At 64.6% G+C, this 17,131-nt stretch carries 17 protein-coding genes; 7 read left to right on the top strand and 10 right to left on the bottom strand.

Annotated elements, in window-relative coordinates; genetic code table 11:
* Positions 1-82: 82 nt before the first annotated feature.
* The 5 genes from FJ430_RS29070 (at position 83) to FJ430_RS29050 (ending at position 5,239) form a co-directional block, all read left to right on the top strand.
* Positions 83-772 (top strand): SDR family NAD(P)-dependent oxidoreductase, encoded by a 690-nt coding sequence (locus tag FJ430_RS29070; protein ID WP_140705010.1) that lies wholly within the window; start codon positions 83-85, stop codon positions 770-772.
* A gap of 200 nt (positions 773-972) precedes the next feature.
* A complete protein-coding gene (locus tag FJ430_RS29065; RefSeq protein ID WP_181175334.1) occupies positions 973-1,809 on the top strand; it encodes a substrate-binding periplasmic protein in 837 nt (278 codons plus the stop codon).
* A 2-nt stretch (positions 1,810-1,811) separates the two neighbouring features.
* Positions 1,812-3,176 (top strand): dicarboxylate/amino acid:cation symporter, encoded by a 1,365-nt coding sequence (locus FJ430_RS29060; protein ID WP_140705012.1) that lies wholly within the window; start codon positions 1,812-1,814, stop codon positions 3,174-3,176.
* On the top strand, positions 3,173-3,967 hold the full coding sequence (locus tag FJ430_RS29055) for an aspartate/glutamate racemase family protein (RefSeq protein ID WP_140705014.1): 795 nt from the start codon (positions 3,173-3,175) through the stop codon (positions 3,965-3,967). Before FJ430_RS29060 ends, FJ430_RS29055 begins: the two co-directional genes overlap by 4 nt.
* A 252-nt stretch (positions 3,968-4,219) precedes the next feature.
* The gene (locus FJ430_RS29050; RefSeq protein WP_140705016.1) at positions 4,220-5,239 is read left to right on the top strand and encodes an isopenicillin N synthase family dioxygenase; all 1,020 of its coding nucleotides are present in this window, start codon (positions 4,220-4,222) and stop codon (positions 5,237-5,239) included.
* A gap of 217 nt (positions 5,240-5,456) precedes the next feature.
* Here the strand turns inward: FJ430_RS29050 and hpaH are convergent, their stop codons facing one another.
* From hpaH to FJ430_RS29025, 5 genes are read right to left on the bottom strand one after another with little or no spacing between them, the layout of a single operon-like run.
* On the bottom strand, positions 5,457-6,260 hold the full coding sequence (hpaH, locus tag FJ430_RS29045; RefSeq protein WP_181175336.1) for a 2-oxo-hept-4-ene-1,7-dioate hydratase: 804 nt from the start codon (positions 6,258-6,260) through the stop codon (positions 5,457-5,459).
* Positions 6,257-7,132 carry a fumarylacetoacetate hydrolase family protein gene (locus tag FJ430_RS29040; protein WP_140705018.1) on the bottom strand — a complete coding sequence of 292 codons (876 nt, stop codon included), beginning with the start codon at positions 7,130-7,132 and terminating at the stop codon, positions 6,257-6,259. Before FJ430_RS29040 ends, hpaH begins: the two co-directional genes overlap by 4 nt.
* Positions 7,133-7,144: 12 nt before the next feature.
* A complete protein-coding gene (gene hpaD, locus FJ430_RS29035; RefSeq protein WP_140705020.1) occupies positions 7,145-8,125 on the bottom strand; it encodes a 3,4-dihydroxyphenylacetate 2,3-dioxygenase in 981 nt (326 codons plus the stop codon).
* Between the two features lie 13 nt (positions 8,126-8,138).
* Positions 8,139-9,656, bottom strand: coding sequence for a 5-carboxymethyl-2-hydroxymuconate semialdehyde dehydrogenase (gene hpaE / locus FJ430_RS29030; protein ID WP_140705022.1), 1,518 nt, complete (start codon positions 9,654-9,656; stop codon positions 8,139-8,141).
* A gap of 20 nt (positions 9,657-9,676) precedes the next feature.
* Positions 9,677-10,063: a 5-carboxymethyl-2-hydroxymuconate Delta-isomerase gene (locus FJ430_RS29025; protein ID WP_140705025.1), complete on the bottom strand. Its 387-nt coding sequence runs from the start codon at positions 10,061-10,063 to the stop codon at positions 9,677-9,679.
* A 221-nt stretch (positions 10,064-10,284) separates the two neighbouring features.
* Here FJ430_RS29025 and hpaR point away from each other — a divergent pair, with 221 nt between their 5' ends.
* Positions 10,285-10,689 carry a homoprotocatechuate degradation operon regulator HpaR gene (gene hpaR / locus FJ430_RS29020; protein WP_226891946.1) on the top strand — a complete coding sequence of 135 codons (405 nt, stop codon included), beginning with the start codon at positions 10,285-10,287 and terminating at the stop codon, positions 10,687-10,689.
* A 5-nt stretch (positions 10,690-10,694) separates the two neighbouring features.
* Here hpaR and FJ430_RS29015 read toward each other — a convergent pair whose 3' ends face one another.
* Entirely contained in the window at positions 10,695-11,204 is a 510-nt protein-coding gene (locus FJ430_RS29015) for a flavin reductase (RefSeq protein WP_140657338.1), read from the bottom strand.
* A gap of 24 nt (positions 11,205-11,228) precedes the next feature.
* On the bottom strand, positions 11,229-12,773 hold the full coding sequence (locus tag FJ430_RS29010; RefSeq protein WP_140705029.1) for a 4-hydroxyphenylacetate 3-hydroxylase N-terminal domain-containing protein: 1,545 nt from the start codon (positions 12,771-12,773) through the stop codon (positions 11,229-11,231).
* 95 nt (positions 12,774-12,868) lie between these two features.
* On the opposite strand from FJ430_RS29010, the gene FJ430_RS29005 reads away from it, so the two are divergent.
* Positions 12,869-13,750 carry a helix-turn-helix domain-containing protein gene (locus FJ430_RS29005; protein WP_140705031.1) on the top strand — a complete coding sequence of 294 codons (882 nt, stop codon included), beginning with the start codon at positions 12,869-12,871 and terminating at the stop codon, positions 13,748-13,750.
* 58 nt (positions 13,751-13,808) lie between these two features.
* On the opposite strand, the gene FJ430_RS29000 is transcribed toward FJ430_RS29005, so the two are convergent.
* The 3 genes from FJ430_RS29000 to FJ430_RS28990 are packed head-to-tail and all read right to left on the bottom strand — an operon-like array spanning position 13,809 to position 17,109.
* A complete protein-coding gene (locus FJ430_RS29000; RefSeq protein ID WP_140705033.1) occupies positions 13,809-15,164 on the bottom strand; it encodes an aminotransferase class III-fold pyridoxal phosphate-dependent enzyme in 1,356 nt (451 codons plus the stop codon).
* A 23-nt stretch (positions 15,165-15,187) separates the two neighbouring features.
* Positions 15,188-15,853: an HAD family hydrolase gene (locus FJ430_RS28995; protein ID WP_140705035.1), complete on the bottom strand. Its 666-nt coding sequence runs from the start codon at positions 15,851-15,853 to the stop codon at positions 15,188-15,190.
* Positions 15,850-17,109: a Tm-1-like ATP-binding domain-containing protein gene (locus tag FJ430_RS28990; RefSeq protein ID WP_140705037.1), complete on the bottom strand. Its 1,260-nt coding sequence runs from the start codon at positions 17,107-17,109 to the stop codon at positions 15,850-15,852. The genes FJ430_RS28995 and FJ430_RS28990 overlap by 4 nt, the downstream gene beginning before the upstream one ends.
* Positions 17,110-17,131: the final 22 nt, after the last annotated feature.

Here is a 17,131-nt window from a genome sequence, read left to right as displayed (position 1 = left end):
CGAGCAGCCACGTTCTTGCCTCTTGGCGCCAAAGGCGCGAGCCTGCGGGTTCGACATCGAGGTACCTCAAGGAGGAAACGTCATGGCAGCCAATGTTGCGGTGATCGCGGGCGCCGGCTCCGGGCTAAGCGCCTCGCTGGCGCGGCTTCTAGCCAAGGAGGGATTCCGCGTCGTCCTTGCCGCGCGTAACGTCGACAAGTTAGCGGCGCTGGTCAAGGAAACCGGCGCGCAAGCCGTCGAAACCGATGTGTCGGACGCTGCTTCCGTCGAGCACCTGTTCGAGGCGGCCGACAAGGAAGGCCCGCTCGAAATTGCCGTCTTCAACGCCAGCGGCCGCACGCGCGGCCCAATCGCCGAGCTCGATCCCGAGGCGGTCAAGCAAGCCCTGCTCGTCGGCGCCTATGGCGGCTTCCTTGTCGGCCAGCAGGCAGCGCGCCGGCTTCTGGCACGTGGTTCCGGCTCGATCCTGTTCACCGGCGCCAGCGCAAGCCTGAAAGGGTTCTCCGGCTCCGCCGGTTTCGCCATGCCGAAATTCGGCCTGCGCGGGCTGGCGCAATCGATGGCGCGCGAGCTTTCCCCGAAGAACATCCACGTCGCGCATTTCATCATCGACGGCCAGATCGAGCCGGCCGGACAGGCGCCCGAACCCGACCGTCCGGAGCGCCGCCTCTCGCCCGACGCGATCGCCGAGACCTATCTCGCCGTCCATCGCCAGCATCGCAGCGCCTGGAGCTTCGAGGTCGAGTTGAGGCCCTGGGTCGAGACGTTCTGACGACCCACTGCACGAAACGTGCAATAAAACACCATGCCGCGGCTCGCTATTTTAGAAAGTATGCATATTTCCTGATGCCGTTTTGGCGATCTGCAATGTAAAAAAGCGCAAAATAAAATATACCTTTACTTAACTTCGGCATGCATACTGCGCGTTGTCAGATCTGTTGTCCGGCTCTCCTGCACGAATTGAGAATGGGCATGCCGCTTACACGTCGCACGCTGTTTGCAGCCGGAGGCGGAGGGCTGCTCATTGCGCAGGCGCAAGCCGCAGCCATGCCGGCCCAGGCGCAAGACGCTCCAAAACCCGTCGTCAGCGACAACAAGCTGCGCATCGCCATGCCGGCCTTCGCGTCCGATCCGTTCTTTCCGGCCGACGGCTCCGGGAACAGCGGCATCGATATGGACCTGGCGCGCGGCATAGCCGCGGAGCTCGGCGTCGAACCGGTGTTCGACCGATCCGCCGTGACCTTCGACGCCATGGTGCAAAAGCTGACTTCCGGTGAGGCGGACCTGGCGATCGGCAAGTTGAGCCGCACCCTTCAGCGCGGTCGCTCGATCCTCTATTCCCGGCCCTACGCGATGCTGCACCAAGGGTTGCTCGCCAACCGCGTGAACCTGGCGCGCATCGCGCAAGGCGAGCCGCCTGAGCAGATCATCCGCGATTTCTCCGGCGATCTCGGCGTCATCGAAGGCTCGTCTTTCGCCACCTATGCGGCCACCACGTTCCCGCACGCGCAGATCCGACGCTTCGCGGGCTGGAATACGGTTGTCGATGCGATCCGCAACGGCGCGATCGACCTGGCCTATCGCGACGATTTCGAGATCAAGAAGCTGATGGTCGACGATCCCTCGATGACGGTCGTCGCGCGCTCGATCACGCTGACCGACAAGGTCGACACGATCGCGGTCGGCATCAGTCCGGACAATCCGCATCTCGCGGCCTTTGTCGATCTCTATCTCGACCTGGCAAGGGGCCAGCAGGTCCTCAACACCGACGAGATCATCGCGCGCTATCGCCAGGGGAGCAAAGCCTGACAATGGCCGTCTCGGATGTAGCCGCACCCATGCCCTTCGATTGGCGCCTGGCGGCGAAGCGCATCCTGCGCTCGCCGGCGACGACGATCATCATGATCCTGGCCGGAATCCTGTGCGGCCTCTATTACCCGGCCTTCGCCCACGCGATCAGCCCCGTCGCGCAGATCTACCTGAATTTCCTCAAGATGGTCGTCCTGCCCTATCTGGTCTCGTCCGTCATCTTCTCCATCACCGCGATGGTCCAGGATCCGAAATCGGTCCGCTACCTCGGCAAGGTGGGCATAGCCGTGCTGGTCGTGTCGTTCCTCGCCGTGCTGGTGAGCGGCACCTATTCGCTGATCCTCAAGCCCGGCCAGATCGAGAACCCGCAGTCGCGCATCGAGCTCGGCGAGTTCATCAATTCGCAAGGTAGCGTCTCCACCGATCTCGCATTTCCGTTCCAGCCGCCGCCGCTCACCGGGGATCCGAATGGCGGGCATTCGATCTTCATGGATCTGGTGCCGAACAACGTCTTCAACGCGCTGGCCTCGGGCCAGACAATCCAGGTCCTGTTGTTCTGCCTGCTTTTCGGTCTGGCGATGGGCAAGATCCCCCAGCCCTCGTCGCTCAGCCTGTCGCAGGCACTCAACGCGGTGTACCGGGCGTGCACGGTGCTGACCAACTGGTTCGTCTGGGGATTGCCCTTTGCAACCTTCATCCTGATCGCCGACCAGACCGCGTCGACCGGCACCAAGCCGCTGATGCTGATGGGCGGCTACCTGCTGGTGATGGGCCTTTCCTGCCTGACCTTCCTCGCCGGCGCGTTTGCAATTATCGCGATACGTTCGCGGCGGAGCTTCTGGGCCACGATCAAGACCTGCCAACCGCTTCTGATGGTGGCCATCACCACGCGCTCCTCGGTCGCCTCGCTGCCCTGGGTCATCAACCTGTTGAGCGAGCGGCTGCGCTTCAGCCTGGTGGTCGTCGAGCTGCTCGTGCCGCTGCAGGCGGCATTGCTGCGAACGGGCCCGGCGCTGGTCTACACTTCGGGCGTCCTGTTCATCGCCCAGCTCTACGGCCATCAATTGGCGATGCCGGACCTCTTGCTTGTCGGTATCGTCTCCGCGCTTCTGGCGCTGACCACCGGCGGCATGGGCAGCCTGCTCATCCTGTCCCAGATGTCCATCGTCTGCGGCTATCTGAAGCTTCCCTTCGAGGCGGCGTTCGCCCTGTTCGTCGCGGTCGACGCGGCTGTCGATACGTTTATGACGCTGTCCAGCGTCTGCACCGTGGCGGCGAGCACGGCTATGATCGCGCCCAGCCACAGGGAGGCGACACAATCTGAAGAACCCGTCGCGGACGAGCTCGAAGCCGAGCCCGTCCGATGATCGACGACAGCATCCGTCCCCAGCTTGGCATCATCGGCGGTCTCGGGCCGCTGGCATCGGCGGACTTCTACTTCAAGCTGACCCGGATGACCGAAGCGCTCGGCGACAACGAGCATGTGCCTTCCGTCATCCTCAGCGTGCCGCAACTGCCCGACAGGACCGAGGCGATCCTTGGCGGTCATGACGGACCGCTGGCGCCGCTGCAGGCCGCGGTCTCGACGCTCAACGAGTTCGGCGTCGCCTGTATCGCCATGCCCTGCAACACCGCCCATCATTGGTACGATCGATTGGCGGCGAACTCGCGGGCCGAGATCATCCATATCGGTGACGCGGCGGTAGCGGAAATCCGTCGCGGCCTGGATCGCGGCAGGGTCGCGAATCTCGCAACCCGGGGCACGCTGGCCTCCGGCTTCTACCAGGGCAGGGTATCGGCGGCCGGTTTCGAGCTTTGCCTTCCGCAAGGCACGGAGTTCCAGGAGCGCGTCGACAGCGCCATCGGCCTCGTCAAGGCCGGCTCGATCGCGCAGGCCGCGGCCGAGACCGAGCGGGCGCTTCATCTCGCGCAACTGGCTGGTGCCGATGCAGCACTTCTCGGCTGCACCGAACTGTCGGTGGTGGCGGCCAGCCTCGGCGACACGAACGGATTGATCGTCATCGACAGCAACGCCGCCCTGGCGCGGGCCAGCCTGACGCGATTGGGCTTCGGCATTCAGGAAGCGCGAGGCCTGCCCACGGTGCTGCGGCCAACGGCGCATGACCGGTTGCCCTGGCGCGCCGCGCAACGCGTCTGATGCGCGCTGCCGCCCGGTAGAAATGCCTGATTTGCGTCGGCCGAAGCCCATTTGAACGCGATTTGCCGCAAAACCCGGGAATTGAGCGCCGGCTTGCGCCGTTTGCAATGAGATTGGTCGGCGCGTTTCTTCACCCGCAATGGCGCGCATGTCATCTTGCGGCAGGGGCGCTAGAGCAATTCCAAGGAAAGTGTGCAGCGGTTTCCGTCCGGAATTGCGAAAAACAAGAGTTGCCGTAGGAGGAGCCTGTCCATGCCCAGAATAATTCCGGTGCTCGATCTCGATCGCTTGGAGCAGGGTCCGTCGGAGCTTCGAACTTTTCTGTTTGACTTGCGCACAGCCGCCCGCGACGTCGGCTTCTTCTATCTCAGCGGCCACGGCATCACCCAACCGGAGATCGATGCGGTGCTGGGCGCCGCCCGCCGCTTCTTCGCTCTGCCGGAGGCCGACAAGCTCGGTATCGAAATGGTGAAGTCGCCGCAGTTCCGTGGCTATACGCGCGCCGGCGGCGAGCTGACCAGGGGCAAGGCCGACTGGCGCGAGCAGCTCGACATCGGCGTCGAGCGTACGACCATTGCGCAGGGTCCGGGAGTGCCAGCCTGGACGCGGCTGCAGGGTCCGAACCAGTGGCCGGCCGCATTTCCCGATCTGAAGCCCGCGCTGCTCGCCTGGCAGGCAAAGGCGACCGACGTGGCGATCCGGCTGCTCAAGGCTTTCGCGGCGTCGCTCGACCAGCCGGAGGACGCTTTCGATCCGATCTATCGCGGCGAACCGAACCATCGCATGAAGATCGTGCGCTATCCCGGTCGCGACGCCACCGGCGACGACCAGGGCGTCGGCGCGCACAAGGATGGCGGGTTCCTGACCCTCCTGCTGCAGGACGAGAACAAGGGCCTGCAGGTCGAATATGACGGCAGCTGGGTCGATGTCGACCCGATCCCGCTGACGCTCGTCGTCAACATCGGCGAACTGCTCGAACTCGCCTCGAACGGCTATCTCAGGGCTACCGTGCATCGCGTCGTCACGCCGCCAGCCGGCGTCGAACGGATTTCGGTTCCGTTCTTCTTCAGCGCCCGGCTCGACGCCACGATCCCGCTTCTCGACCTGGCCGAGGAATTGGCGGCCGAAGCGCGCGGCCCGGCTAGCGACCCTGACAATCCGCTCTTCCGCAACGTCGGGACCAATGTGCTGAAGAGCCGGCTGAGGTCGCATCCCGACGTGGCGCGGCGTCACTATGCCGATCTGTTGGAAAAAGCATCGGCCGCTGGCTGAAGATTTCGCGCAGTCGAGCGAGTTTTTTTCGCAATTTCGATCTTTTTTGGAATTCCGTTCGTGGAAAATCCGCCGCTCAGGCCCCAAATAAGGGTCATCGCTCGGTGTTTTCCTCCCATTGCGCCGGGCGATGTTCCCCTCTGAAGGTTATGACCTTCATGCTTGGCCGGGCCGCTTTCGCGCCCGGCCTTTTTCTTTCTGTGCTGGAATAAGCCGATCAGGCGAACGCGATGCGGATCGCACCAAAGGGGCCGAAATCCGAGACGATCTCGTCGCCATGTCGGCATTCGACCGGTCGGATGAAGGAGCCCGACAGCACGACCTGACCGGCCTCGATCCGCATGCCGTATTGATGCAGCCGGTTGGCGAGCCAGACGATACCCTTGGCCGGATGATCGAGCACGCCGGCGCCGAGCCCCGTTTCCTCCACCTCGCCGTTGCGCGACACGATGGCGCCGATCCAGCGCAGATCCGCCTCGCGCGGACTGGCCTTGCGGCCGCCGACGACGATGCCGGCATTGGCGGCATTGTCCGAGATCGTGTCGAAGAAGGTCCTGATCTTGCCGGTCTCCTTGTTCATCCTCTCGATGCGGGTGTCGAGGATTTCAAGCGCAGGCGTGATGTGGTCGGTGGCGTCGAGCACATCGTCGATCGAGATGTCAGGACCGGCCAAAGGCGCCTTCATGACGAAGGCGATCTCGGCCTCGATACGCGGCTGGATGAAACGATCGGCCGGCACCGTGCCGCCGTCCGCGAAGAACATGTCGTCGAACAGGATCCCGGAATCGGGAATGTCGATGCTGAGCGCCGACTGCATCGCCTTCGAGGTCAGGCCGATCTTCCAGCCCTTGATCGTCAGTCCCGATGCAGCCTTGCGCTTCACCAGCGCCGCCTGCACGCGATAGGCGTCGTCCATCGTCGCCTGAGGAAAATCGAGGCTGAGCAGCCTGATCTGCCGGCGGTCGCGCTCGGCTTCGAACAGCCGCTGTGCGGCGGCCTCGACTTGGCTTTCCGTCATCATCGGCCGGTTCCCTCGTCGACGACGCCGTTGCGAAGCTGCCCGATGCCGTCGGCCTCGACCTTGATCACATCGCCCGGCTTCAGCCAGACCGGCGGGTCGAAGCGGGCGCCGGCGCCCGTTGGCGTGCCGGTGACGATGACATCGCCCGGCACCAGCGTGGTGAAGGTCGAGATGTAGTTGATGATCTTGGCGAACGAAAAGATCATGCGCCCGGTGCGGTCCTGCTGGCGCAGCTCGCCGTTGACGCGGGTGGTCAGCGAAATGTCGGCGATCTGCGACTCATCGGTGAACGGCACCAGCCAGGGACCGATCGAGCCGGTCCGATCGAAATTCTTGCCTTGGGTGACGTTGAACTTGGCGTGACGCACCCAGTCGCGGATCGTGCCTTCGTTGCACAGCGAGAGCGCCGCGATATGGCCGAGCGCATTGGCCTCCGGTATGCGGCGGCCGCCCTTGCCGATGACGACGACGACCTCGCCTTCATAGTCGAGCTGCGGTGATTCCGGTGGCCGCACCAACGGCGCGCCATGGCCGACGAAGGAACGCGGGAAGCGGATGAACAGCGACGGGTTCGAAGGCGCCGCCTGCCCGTCCTTGTACTCCTCGTTGCGGTCCGGATAGTTGACGCCGACGCAGATGATCTTTTCAGGTGAGGGGATCGGGATTTCGTAGGCGATGTCCTTGACGCTGAAATCGGCTGCTAGACCCTCGGCCTCTTCGGCGAGTTTGCCGAGCGCGCCGGCCTCGATCACTTCGCGCAGCGTCGGCCATTCGGGATGACGCGCCGAGAGGTCGGCGACACCCTTGTCGGTGATGGCGCCGTAGCGCGTCTTGCCGCCGGCGGTGAAGGTGGCGAGGCGTCCCGCGCTCATGCTGATGCTCCGTTAAGGCGCCACGATCGGCGAGGCCGCCAGATCGGACTTGCGCGGCTCGGCACCCGCGAAAACGCTGCCTTCCTCGAACCAGCTTCGCGGCGCCGGCGCGCCCCACAGCGTCTGGCGCTGCGGGTCCTTGAGGTCCCATCTGATCGGCTCGAGATCGGGATCGACCGTCTGGTAGTCCGAGCAATAGATCTCGATGCGATGGTTGTCCGGGTCGCGGATGTAGAGGAAGAAGGCGTTGGAGATGCCGTGCCGTCCAGGCCCGCGCTCGATATTGCCGACATAGCCGGTGGTCGCCATCAGGTCGAGCAGGTCGATGATGTTGAGCGGCGTCGGCACCCAGAAGGCGACATGGTGCAAGCGCGGGCCGAGGCCGTTGGTGAAGGCGATGTCGTGCACGCCGCCCTTGCGGTGCGTCCAGGCGGCCCACAGTTTTCCGGTCTCGCCGTCCTCGGTGTATTCGGTCACGCGGAAGCCGAGCTCGTTGTAGAAGGCAACCGATTCATCGACATTCGGCGAGAAGCAGTTGAAGTGGTCGATACGCAGCGGCTTCACGCCCTTATAAAGCGCGTATTTCTGGTGGATCGGCGGCAGCCGCTCCATCTTCGAATAAAATTCGAGCGGGATGCCGTGCGGGTCGCGGGTGCGGAAGGTGCGCGACTGGTAGGGCCGCTCGACCCACTCCACCGGCAGGCCCTTGGCTTTGAAGAAATGCTCGGCCTTGTCGAGGTCCTCGTCGGAGAAGACCTTGAAGCCGAGCTCGCGCGCTTCCGGCGCCGTCGCCTTGCGCAGCACGATGCAGTGATGGCCGCGCTCTTCCATGGCGCGCAGATAGATGGCGCCGCTGGTCTCGTCCGTCACCTGCAGGCCGAGCGTGTCGACATAGAAGGCGCGGGATTTCGCCAGGTCGGTGACGGCGAGCTCGACATGGCTGAGCCGCACGATGTTGAAGGCGGGGTAAAGGTTGGGTTGGGGCAGGGCCATCATGTGTCTCCGGTCAGCCGCCGAGCTTCTGGATCGAGTGCGGCGCCGTGGCGAACGCAATGTTCTTGGTTTCCATGTAGAAGTCGAACGACCAGTCGCCGCCGTCGCGGCCGATGCCGGAGCTCTTGACGCCGCCGAACGGCGTCGGCAGATGCCGCACATTCTCCGAATTCACCCAGATCATGCCGGCGTCGAGCGCGTCGGTGAAGCGCAGCGCGCGGGTGACGTCGGAGGTCCATAGATAACCGGTGAGCCCATATTGCGTGTCGTTGGCGAGAGCCAGCGCATCGGCCTCGTCCTTGAACGGGATCGCCGTCAGCACCGGCCCGAAGATTTCCTCCTGGGCGATGCGCATCTTGTTGGTGGCGCCGACGAACAGCGTCGGGCTGACATAGCAGCCGCCGCCCGGGCCGGCGAACTTGCCGCCGCCGGCGGCGACCACCGCGCCTTCCGATTTGCCGATCTCGATATAGGAGAGCACTTTTTCCTCGTGCACCGGATGGATCAGCGGCCCGACCACAGTTTCGGGATCGAGCGGATGGCCGATCCTGATGCGCCTGGCTTTCTCAGCCACCATGTCGGTGAATTTGTCGTGGACGGATGCCTCGACCAGCAGGCGGGACGACGAGGTGCAGCGTTCGCCGTTCAGCGAATAGATCATGAAGACGGCGGCGTCCGCCGCGCGTTCCAGGTCGGCGTCGGCGAAGACGATGACCGGGTTCTTGCCGCCGAGCTCGAAATGCACGCGCTTCAGCGTCTCGGCGCCCTGTTTCATGATCATCGAGCCGGTGCGGCTTTCGCCGACGAAGCCGATCGCCTTGATGTCGGGGTGCTCGGTCAGCGCGCGGCCGGCATCCTCGCCGAAGCCGTTGACCAGATTCCACACGCCCTTGGGCAGGCCGGCTTCCTCGGCGATCTCGACCAGCAGCCGTGCCGTCAGCGGCGACAGCTCGGCTGGCTTGTGCACGATAGTGCAGCCGGCGGCCAAGGCCGGCGCGATCTTCCAGGTCGACAGCATGAAGGGCGTGTTCCACGGCGTGATCACGCCGACCGGGCCGATCGGCACGCGCGTCGTCAGATTGAGCTGATTAGGCGCTCTCAGCGAGCGGCCGTCACGCGCTTCCGGCGCGCGGTCGGCATAGAAGCGAAAGTTCTCGGCGCCACGCAACGCCGCCTTGGCCATGAATTTCAGCGACTGGCCGGTGTCCATGCATTCGACGAAGGCGATCTCTTCGGCGCGCGCGACGATGGCGTCGGCTATTCTATGCAGCAGCTTCTTGCGTGCGTCGCCGGGGATCGCCGCCCAGTCCTTGAAGGCAGCCTTGGCCGCTCTTGCCGCGCGGTCTATGTCGGCTGCCTTGCCGCGTGCCACGGTGGCAATCGGCTTGAGGTCAACGGGCGAAAGCGTCTCGAAGGTCGAGCCGTCCGCGGCAGGCATCGCTTCGCCGCCGATCTGGTTGAGCACGCCGTCCTTCCGGAAGCGTTCCAGATAGGCCTCGGCCTGTCTCAGATTGTCGTCCAGTGCCGCCATGATTTCTTTCCCGTTCTAGATCACTTGCCACGCAGGCGCGGATGAATGGCGTTCTTCTTCCAGCTCAGTTCGGCGTCGATCTCGCGGATCTCCAGCGACAGCGCGAAATGCGGCGTGGCAAACAGCGATGCCAGGTGATCTGTCACGGCCGCGAAGATCGCCTCGCCGGCGCTTTTCTTTTCCGCCGCGCTGCGGCCCTTGCCGATGCGGAAATTCATGTCGATGAAGCCGTTCTCCGGCAGCCGGTCGGCAATCGCGTAGGCTTCGGCGCGGAACGCGCGGACCCTGACCGCGCCCGGTTCGAACAGCCCGGTTTCGAGAATGGTTCGCGAGATCAGCGCGCAAAGCTCGCCCATGTCGACCTTCGCGTCGAGATTGGCCGAATATTCGATCGCCATATGGGGCAAGGTTTCCTCCACCTTGTAGTTAACATGTGAATTACATCTTGACGACCGAATGTCAAGCGTCGTTCTCTGCGCGGATGCAGCTTCCGGGTGGGATTGCCGCCCTCGGCAAAATCGCGGATATAGCTGCGATCCGGGCCCTAATCTTTGTTGCGAGTCGTACTGGACTGGAATTTTTCGGAGACTTGATTTTGCTACCGCCCAGCACCCGCCGCTCCTTGCCCATGGCTCTGCTTCGCGCCCGCGAAGTGATCATGGCGCATTTCCGGCCGATGCTCGCACGCCACGATATCACCGAGCAGCAATGGCGCGTGCTGCGCGTGCTGGCCGAAACCGGGCCGCTGGAGGCGACCGAGCTCGCCAACCGCGCCTCGATCCTGCCGCCGAGCCTCACCCGCATCATCAAGGCGATGGAAGAGCGGGAGTTCATCACCCGCAACAAGGTCAAGGATGACGGCCGCCGCGCCTTGCTCGCCATCAGCCCGGCCGGCGTCGCCTTGATCGAGGAACTGGCGCCCGAGCGGGTCGCCATCTACGACGCCATCGAGAAGCGCTACGGCGCCGAAGAGCACGAGCGCTTGCTGGACATGCTGGAGAGCCTGATCCAGTCGGAGTCGGTGGACGGCTGAGAAGCCTACCCTCCAAAACTCCCCAGCGCGCTCGGCTGCATGAAGTTGCGCCCGACATAGAGCAGCGCCGCCTCGTCGCTGCCGTGGCGAATGTCGACGACGCGGCCGAACATCACATTGTGCGTGCCGACCTTGTTCACCGCGCCGATCTCGCAATCGAAGCTGACGATGGCGTCGAGCAGCGCCGGCATGCCGGATGGCATCGTCTGCCAGCGCGCGGCTTGATAGCGCTCGGCCATGTCGCGGATCGCGCCGGCGAATTTTGCCGCCAGATGCATGTGCGATTGGGTCAGCACGTTGACGCAGAAGCGTTGGTTGGCGAGGAACATGCCGGTCTGCGCCGAACGCTCGTTCATGCAGACCAGCAGCGTCGGCGGATCGTCGGAGACGCTGCACATGGCGGTCGCGGTGAAGCCGCCGCGCCCGGCCGGACCGTCCGTGGTGACGATGTTGACCGGCGCGCAGACCCGCGCCATGGCCTCGCGGAATTCCAGCCTCGCGACTTGTGTTGTCATGGCCGCTTCCATCGCCGGCCCCCGTCAGTTGGGCTGGGCGGCAATCGGCGGCAGCCAGGTGTCGCCGGTCCAGCCCTTTTCGTCATAGTCGGCCATGCATTGGTCGACCAGTTCCTCCATCTGCTTCAGCCGGCCGCCGCGTTCGGCGCCCTTCAGCACCTGCAGCCGCACCTCTTCCGGCGCACCAGCATAGTTGAGCTCGTAGAGCGCGTGGCGGCCGCCGAATTCGGTGCCGGTCGCGTCCCACAACAGCTTCATGATCTTGATGCGCTCGATATGGCCCATGTCGTTGGAGCCGCGCACATATTGCGCGAGATAGCGGTCGATCTCGGGATTGTCGAAGTCGCGTGCCGAGGACGGCAGATAGATCAGCCCCGAGGCGATCACCCGGCGTACCGTGTCGATGACGCGCGGATACGCTTCCGACATGAAGGTCCGGTAAGCGAGCGCGGCCTCGAGATTGGGCAGCACCGCGCCGTTCGCCCACGGTATCGGATTGTGCGCCATCGCATTGGAAAAGCTCCAGAACATGTGGCGCAGCGCAATCACCTCGCCGAGCGCCGCCTGGTTGCCGCGAAAGGCATCGCCGCCTGTGGCGCGCAACCCCTTGGCGAGCAGTCCGGCGAGGAAGTCGAGCTTGACGGCGAAGCGTATGCAACCCTGGAAGCAATAGCCATGCATGAAGCCCGACGCCGGGTGGAAGGACAGGATCTTCTGCGCATCGCGCAGCACCAGCACGTCCTCCCAGGGGATGAACACGTTGTCGAGCACCAGGATCGCGTCGTTCTCGTCGAAGCGCGACGACAGCGGATAGTCGAAGGGATGGCCGACTGTGTTGGCCGTCTGCTCATAGGAGACGCGGCAGAACATCTTTATGCCAGGCGCATTCATCGGCACGATGAACATCACCGACAGCGATGGATCTTCCGTCACTGTCGCCGAGCTCTGCGCCAGGAAATTGTAGTGGGTGAGCGCCGACGACGTCGCCACCACCTTGGCGCCGGACACCCAAATGCCGGCGTCGTTCTCCTTGGTGATGTGCACGAACACGTCCTTCACCTGCTCGGCCGGCTTGTGGCGATCGATCGGCGGGTTGACGATGGCGTGGTTCATGAACAGGACGGCTTCTTGCGCGCGTTTATGCCAGGCGCGCGCATTGTCCTTGAACGGCCCGTACCATTCGGCATTGGCGCCGAGCGTGTTCATCAGCGCCGCCTTGTAGTCGGCGGTGCGGCCCATCCAGCCATAGGTCATGCGCGCCCAATGCGCGATCGCGCTTTGCTGCGCGGCAAGATCGGCAGGGGAATGGGCGACGCGGAAATATTTGTGGGTGTAGCCGCCCGAGCCGGTATCGGTCGGCGAGGTCAGCACAGGCTGCTGGTTCGGATCGTGCAGCGCGTCGTAGAGGCGGGCCAGCGAACGCACCGAATTGCGCATTGCCGGATGGCTGGTGACATCGGCCACCCGTTCGCCATTGATGTAGACCTCGCGCCCGTCGCGCAGGCTCGCCAGATATTCGGCGCCCGTGAACGGCCGCGAATTGTCGGCCCGGAATTCTTCCGATCGCATCATGATCCTCCCTTGGATTGTTGGAGAGTAGCCGCAAGCCGCTGGATGGTTTATGGACGAAAGCGTAAAACCGATTGGACTTTTTCGGGCGTCCCATGAGCCAGACCGCCATCCCGGAATTCTTCGTCTACGGCGAGCCGGCGCGGGCGCTCGACGTCGGCTTCCTGCATGTCGAGACCGTGCAAGCCCGCGCTTCCGTGCACCGCGGCCGGGTTCTGGCGCACAAACATCCGCAAATGGCGCAGATCACCTTCTGGACAAGCGGGCAGGGCGTCTATCGGATCGAGGACAAGACCTGGAGTTTTTCGGCGCCGACGGTGAGCTTCATGCCGAGCGGCGTCGTGCATGGGTTCGACATCGAGCTAGGCACCGACGCCATCGTCGTCTCGGTCGCGGACGCTGCGCTCGCGGCCATCGCCGAGCACTCGGCCCTCCAGCTTGATCAGCCGGTTTTCGTGACCGGGCGGGGTGACGCGGCGCCTTGGGAGCGGCTTACCGACACCATCAAGATGATCCAGGCCGAATATGTCGAGGCCCAAGCCGGCGCGGAAAAGATCCTGCCGCCGCTGATCGCGGTGGCATTGTCGCACATCGCCCGTCTCGACGCCCAATCGCATGCGGTGACCGTGCCGGCCGTGGTGGCTCTCGGCGGCCGGCTCAGGCGGCTGATCGACCGGCATTTTCGCGATGACTGGCCGGTCGAGCGCTATGTCGGGGAGCTCGGCACCACGCGCCATCTGCTCGACAAAGCGGCGCATCAGGTGCTGGGCTCGGGCGTGCGTCAGGCGATCGGTGAAAGACGCCTGGTCGAGGCCAAGCGCCTGCTGCTCTTCACCATCCGCACGGTCGAGGACATCGCCTACGAAACCGGCTTCAACGATCCCGCCTATTTCTCGCGCTTCTTTCGGCAGGCGGTTGGCGTGTCGCCGGCGGCGTGGCGCAAAGCGAGATTGCAGGCAGTAGGCAGTAGGCAGTAGGCAGTAGGCAGCAGGGCTTCTTCCCCTACTCTATTCCCTACTGCCCAAGCCCTAATCCCTAGGCCGCGGCAGCGGCCAACCCCGCATCCAGCCCCTCGGCAATCTTTACCACATCGGCGGCGGTTATGATCAGCGGTGGCGACAGGATGATGTTGTTGCCGGAGACGCGCAGCATGACGCCGGCCTCGTAGGCGCCGTCCGCGACGGCGGCCATCGTCTTCTTGTCGACCGGCTTCTTGGCGGCGCGGTCCGAGACCAGCTCGAGGGCCGCCATCAGGCCTTGGTAACGAACATCGCCGACCAGTTGGTGCTTCGCCTTCAGCGCCTCCAGCGCCTTGCCGAGCTCGACGCCGCGCGCGGCGGCATTTTCGTTGACGGCCAGCCGCTTCGTCTCGGCCAGAGCCGCCAGGCCGGCCGCGCAGCCGACCGGATGACCGGAATAGGTATAGCCATGGCCGATCGCGCCGAAGCTCGTCTTGTCGGCCTCGAAGACGTCGGCGACCTTGGCGCCGATCATTGTCGCGCCGAGCGGGAAATAGCCCGATGTGATCGCCTTGGCGATGGTCATGAAATCCGGCTTCGTGCTGGAGAGCCGCGAGCCTGACCAGGCGCCGGTGCGGCCGAAGCCCGTCACCACCTCGTCGGCGATCAACAGGATGTCGTGGCGGTCGCAGATCGCCCGCACCATCGGCATGAAGCTCTCATGCGGGACGATGACGCCGCCGGCGCCGAGCACCGGCTCCATGATGAAGGCGGCGATCGTATCGGCGCCCTGAAAGGCGATCTCTTCCTCGATCGCCCGCGCGCAGAGCTTCGCAAGCTTCGCCGGGTCGGTCTCGTCGAACGGGTTGCGGTAGGTCATCGGCGCCGGTGTGTGGAAGACGCCGGGCAGGAGCGGTTCGTAGTTGCGCCGGAAATTGGCATTGCCGTTGACCGAGGCGCCGCCGAAATGCGTGCCGTGATAGCCCTTCTTCAGCGCCAGGAATTTCGTGCGGTCGCCCTGGCCGCGGATCTTCCAATATTGCCGCGCGAGCCGCAGCGCCGTCTCGACCGAGTCCGAGCCTCCCGAGGTGAAGAAGGCGCGCGCCATGCCCTCCGGCGCGAACCACTGGGTCAGCTCGTAAGCGAGCTCGATCGATGGCCCGGTCGAGGTGCCGCGAAAGCCTGAGTAATAGGGGAGCGCGTCGAGCTGTCCCGTCATCGCCTTCTTGATCGGATCGCAGCTGTAGCCGAGGTTGACGTTCCAGAGGCCGCCGACGGCGTCGAGCACCGTGCGGCCTTCGGCGTCGGTCACCGAAACGCCTTCGCCCTTCATGATGATCTTCGGCGGGCTCGCCCGCATTTCGGCCGGATGCGCCATCGGATGCCAGATCGGCTTGGCGTTGTTTTCGGTGAGGAAGTTGATGTCACGCATCGGGAGGAACTCCGGTTTTGCAATCAGGAGAGCGTCAGGCCGAAATGGCTGAGCGCCTCGGCATAGCTTTGCGCCGGTCGGGCGACGTCGAAATGAACGGTCGGCATGCCGGCGGCAATCGCACCGTCGACATTGCGCTTTTGGTCGTCGACGAAGACGCAGGCCGCAAGCGGCAGCCGCAGCGCCTCGCCGACCATCGCATAGGCGCGGGCATCGGGCTTGAGGATTTTCGTATAGGTCGCATCGACGATCGTCTCGAAAAGCGAAAGCAGCGGCAGGCGCTGGCGAAAATCAGCGCCATAGAACAGGTCGAGCTCGTTCGACAGGATGGCAAGGCGGACACCGGCGGCATGCGCCGTGCGGATGGCTTGGTCGGCCTCCGGTCGCACCACTTTTTCCGGCTCCGCTCCGCGCGCTCGCTGCACGAAGGTCTGCATGTCCTGCCAGTCTTCTCCGACCAATTGGCCGACTTCGCGCGTACGCGTTTTCCAGTAGTCGCGTTCGCTGATCTCGTCGGCCTGCATTGAGCGCCACAACGCATCGGAAACCGGGTCGAATGGTCCGCGCCAACCGAGCGTGCCGGGCTTGAGGCCAAGCGCCTGCTCGGTCAGCGCATGCGTCTCGAACAAAGTGCGGGTGACCACGCCGCCGAAGTCCAACACCAGCGCCCGCGGCTTCACCTGGCTCATGCCGCGCGCCTGCCGGTCACGCCGGGCGGAACGATGCCTTCCGCCACCCAGCGGTCGAAGATTTCCAGCGCCTTGGCGCTGAAGGCGGCGTCGTTGATATGCCCGACGATCTCATGCAGCTCGGCATTGTCCGGCACGCGCGCCCTCATCTCCTCGACGAAGGCCGACAGCGCTTCCGGCTCGTAGAGCGGCTCGCCTTGCTGGTCCCATTGCTGGATGCCGCCGGCGGGCAGGATGAAGGCGGTCGGACCGGTCGCCGCGGCGAGCTTGTCGCCGATGGCGCGCGCGATCTCCCGGCGTGTCGCGCCGTCGGAGGTGACCGAGGCAAGCAGGCGGTTATGCGCGTGGTACGGCCGTTCCGTGAAGCGCGACGGCACGGCCTGCCAGGTCGGGAAATCCACCATGTCGATGGCGCCGGGCGCGACGATCTGCGGGATGCCTTGCCGCCCGGCATTCTCTAGCCGGTCGGTGCCCGAATTCACCACCGAGCCGGTAAGCTGGTTGGCAAGCTCCTGCAGGCTGAAATCGAGCACCGCGACGAAGCCTTTCTGCGCGGCGATCGCCTCCAGCGCCCGCCCGCCCATGCCGGTGGTGTGGAAGACGATGACCTCATAGCCGCGCTTCTCCAGCTCAGGCTTCAGCGTGACCATATATTGCAGGCAGCTTTTGCCCAGCGAGCTCATGCCGACCTTCGGCCGCGACATATCGGGTTTGACGACAGCCCGCGCGGCGCCGACGACGGCGCCGCTGGCCTGCGACAGCACCGCCTTGCAGGCGCTGTTGAGCCCGTAGAGGCCGCCGGCCCACAGGATCATCATCAGGTCGGTGGCGATGCGCTCCGGCGGCACGAGGTGCGAATAGGCGATCGTCGAGACGACGAATTTCGGCGCGCCGAGCGGCAGCGCCAGTGCCACGTCGAGCGCAAGGTCGGTGCCCATCGAGCCGCCCAGCGCAATGAAGCCGTCGATTTCGCCCCTGTCGTGCAGCGAGCGCGCAAGCCGCGAGGCGCCAAGTGCCATCAGCGTCATCGCGGTATTCTCGTCGCCGGTGGCGATGATTGCCTCGATGGTGGTGTCCGCCGCGCGCGCCACCGCATGCTTGTCATGCTCCGGCTTGTAGGACGGGTCGCCAAGCACGCTGACGTCCATCATCACGGCAACGCCGCCGACGGCCTCGATGCGCTCGCGCATGAACAGAAGCTCGTCGGCCTTGGTGTCGCCGGTACCGACAACCAGGATTCGGCGTTTCTCCTCCACATCAGTCTCCCTGCAGTCTCTC

Source organism: Mesorhizobium sp. B2-8-5, assembly GCF_006440675.2.
In the GTDB taxonomy this organism is placed as follows: Bacteria; Pseudomonadota; Alphaproteobacteria; order Rhizobiales; family Rhizobiaceae; genus Mesorhizobium.
This window is presented reverse-complemented; position numbering and strand designations above follow the sequence as displayed.

What these genes read in the sequence shown, in the direction of transcription:
- FJ430_RS29070 (WP_140705010.1), top strand. Translation starts at nt 83, where the DNA reads ATGGCAGCCAATGTTGCGGTGATCGCGGGCGCCGGCTCCGGGCTAAGC.
- FJ430_RS29065 (WP_181175334.1), top strand. Translation starts at nt 973, where the DNA reads ATGCCGCTTACACGTCGCACGCTGTTTGCAGCCGGAGGCGGAGGGCTG.
- FJ430_RS29060 (WP_140705012.1), top strand. Translation starts at nt 1,812, where the DNA reads ATGGCCGTCTCGGATGTAGCCGCACCCATGCCCTTCGATTGGCGCCTG.
- FJ430_RS29055 (WP_140705014.1), top strand. Translation starts at nt 3,173, where the DNA reads ATGATCGACGACAGCATCCGTCCCCAGCTTGGCATCATCGGCGGTCTC.
- FJ430_RS29050 (WP_140705016.1), top strand. Translation starts at nt 4,220, where the DNA reads ATGCCCAGAATAATTCCGGTGCTCGATCTCGATCGCTTGGAGCAGGGT.
- hpaH (WP_181175336.1), bottom strand. Translation starts at nt 6,260, where the DNA reads ATGATGACGGAAAGCCAAGTCGAGGCCGCCGCACAGCGGCTGTTCGAA.
- FJ430_RS29040 (WP_140705018.1), bottom strand. Translation starts at nt 7,132, where the DNA reads ATGAGCGCGGGACGCCTCGCCACCTTCACCGCCGGCGGCAAGACGCGC.
- hpaD (WP_140705020.1), bottom strand. Translation starts at nt 8,125, where the DNA reads ATGGCCCTGCCCCAACCCAACCTTTACCCCGCCTTCAACATCGTGCGG.
- hpaE (WP_140705022.1), bottom strand. Translation starts at nt 9,656, where the DNA reads ATGGCGGCACTGGACGACAATCTGAGACAGGCCGAGGCCTATCTGGAA.
- hpaR (WP_226891946.1), top strand. Translation starts at nt 10,285, where the DNA reads ATGGCTCTGCTTCGCGCCCGCGAAGTGATCATGGCGCATTTCCGGCCG.
- FJ430_RS29015 (WP_140657338.1), bottom strand. Translation starts at nt 11,204, where the DNA reads ATGACAACACAAGTCGCGAGGCTGGAATTCCGCGAGGCCATGGCGCGG.
- FJ430_RS29010 (WP_140705029.1), bottom strand. Translation starts at nt 12,773, where the DNA reads ATGCGATCGGAAGAATTCCGGGCCGACAATTCGCGGCCGTTCACGGGC.
- FJ430_RS29005 (WP_140705031.1), top strand. Translation starts at nt 12,869, where the DNA reads ATGAGCCAGACCGCCATCCCGGAATTCTTCGTCTACGGCGAGCCGGCG.
- FJ430_RS29000 (WP_140705033.1), bottom strand. Translation starts at nt 15,164, where the DNA reads ATGCGTGACATCAACTTCCTCACCGAAAACAACGCCAAGCCGATCTGG.
- FJ430_RS28995 (WP_140705035.1), bottom strand. Translation starts at nt 15,853, where the DNA reads ATGAGCCAGGTGAAGCCGCGGGCGCTGGTGTTGGACTTCGGCGGCGTG.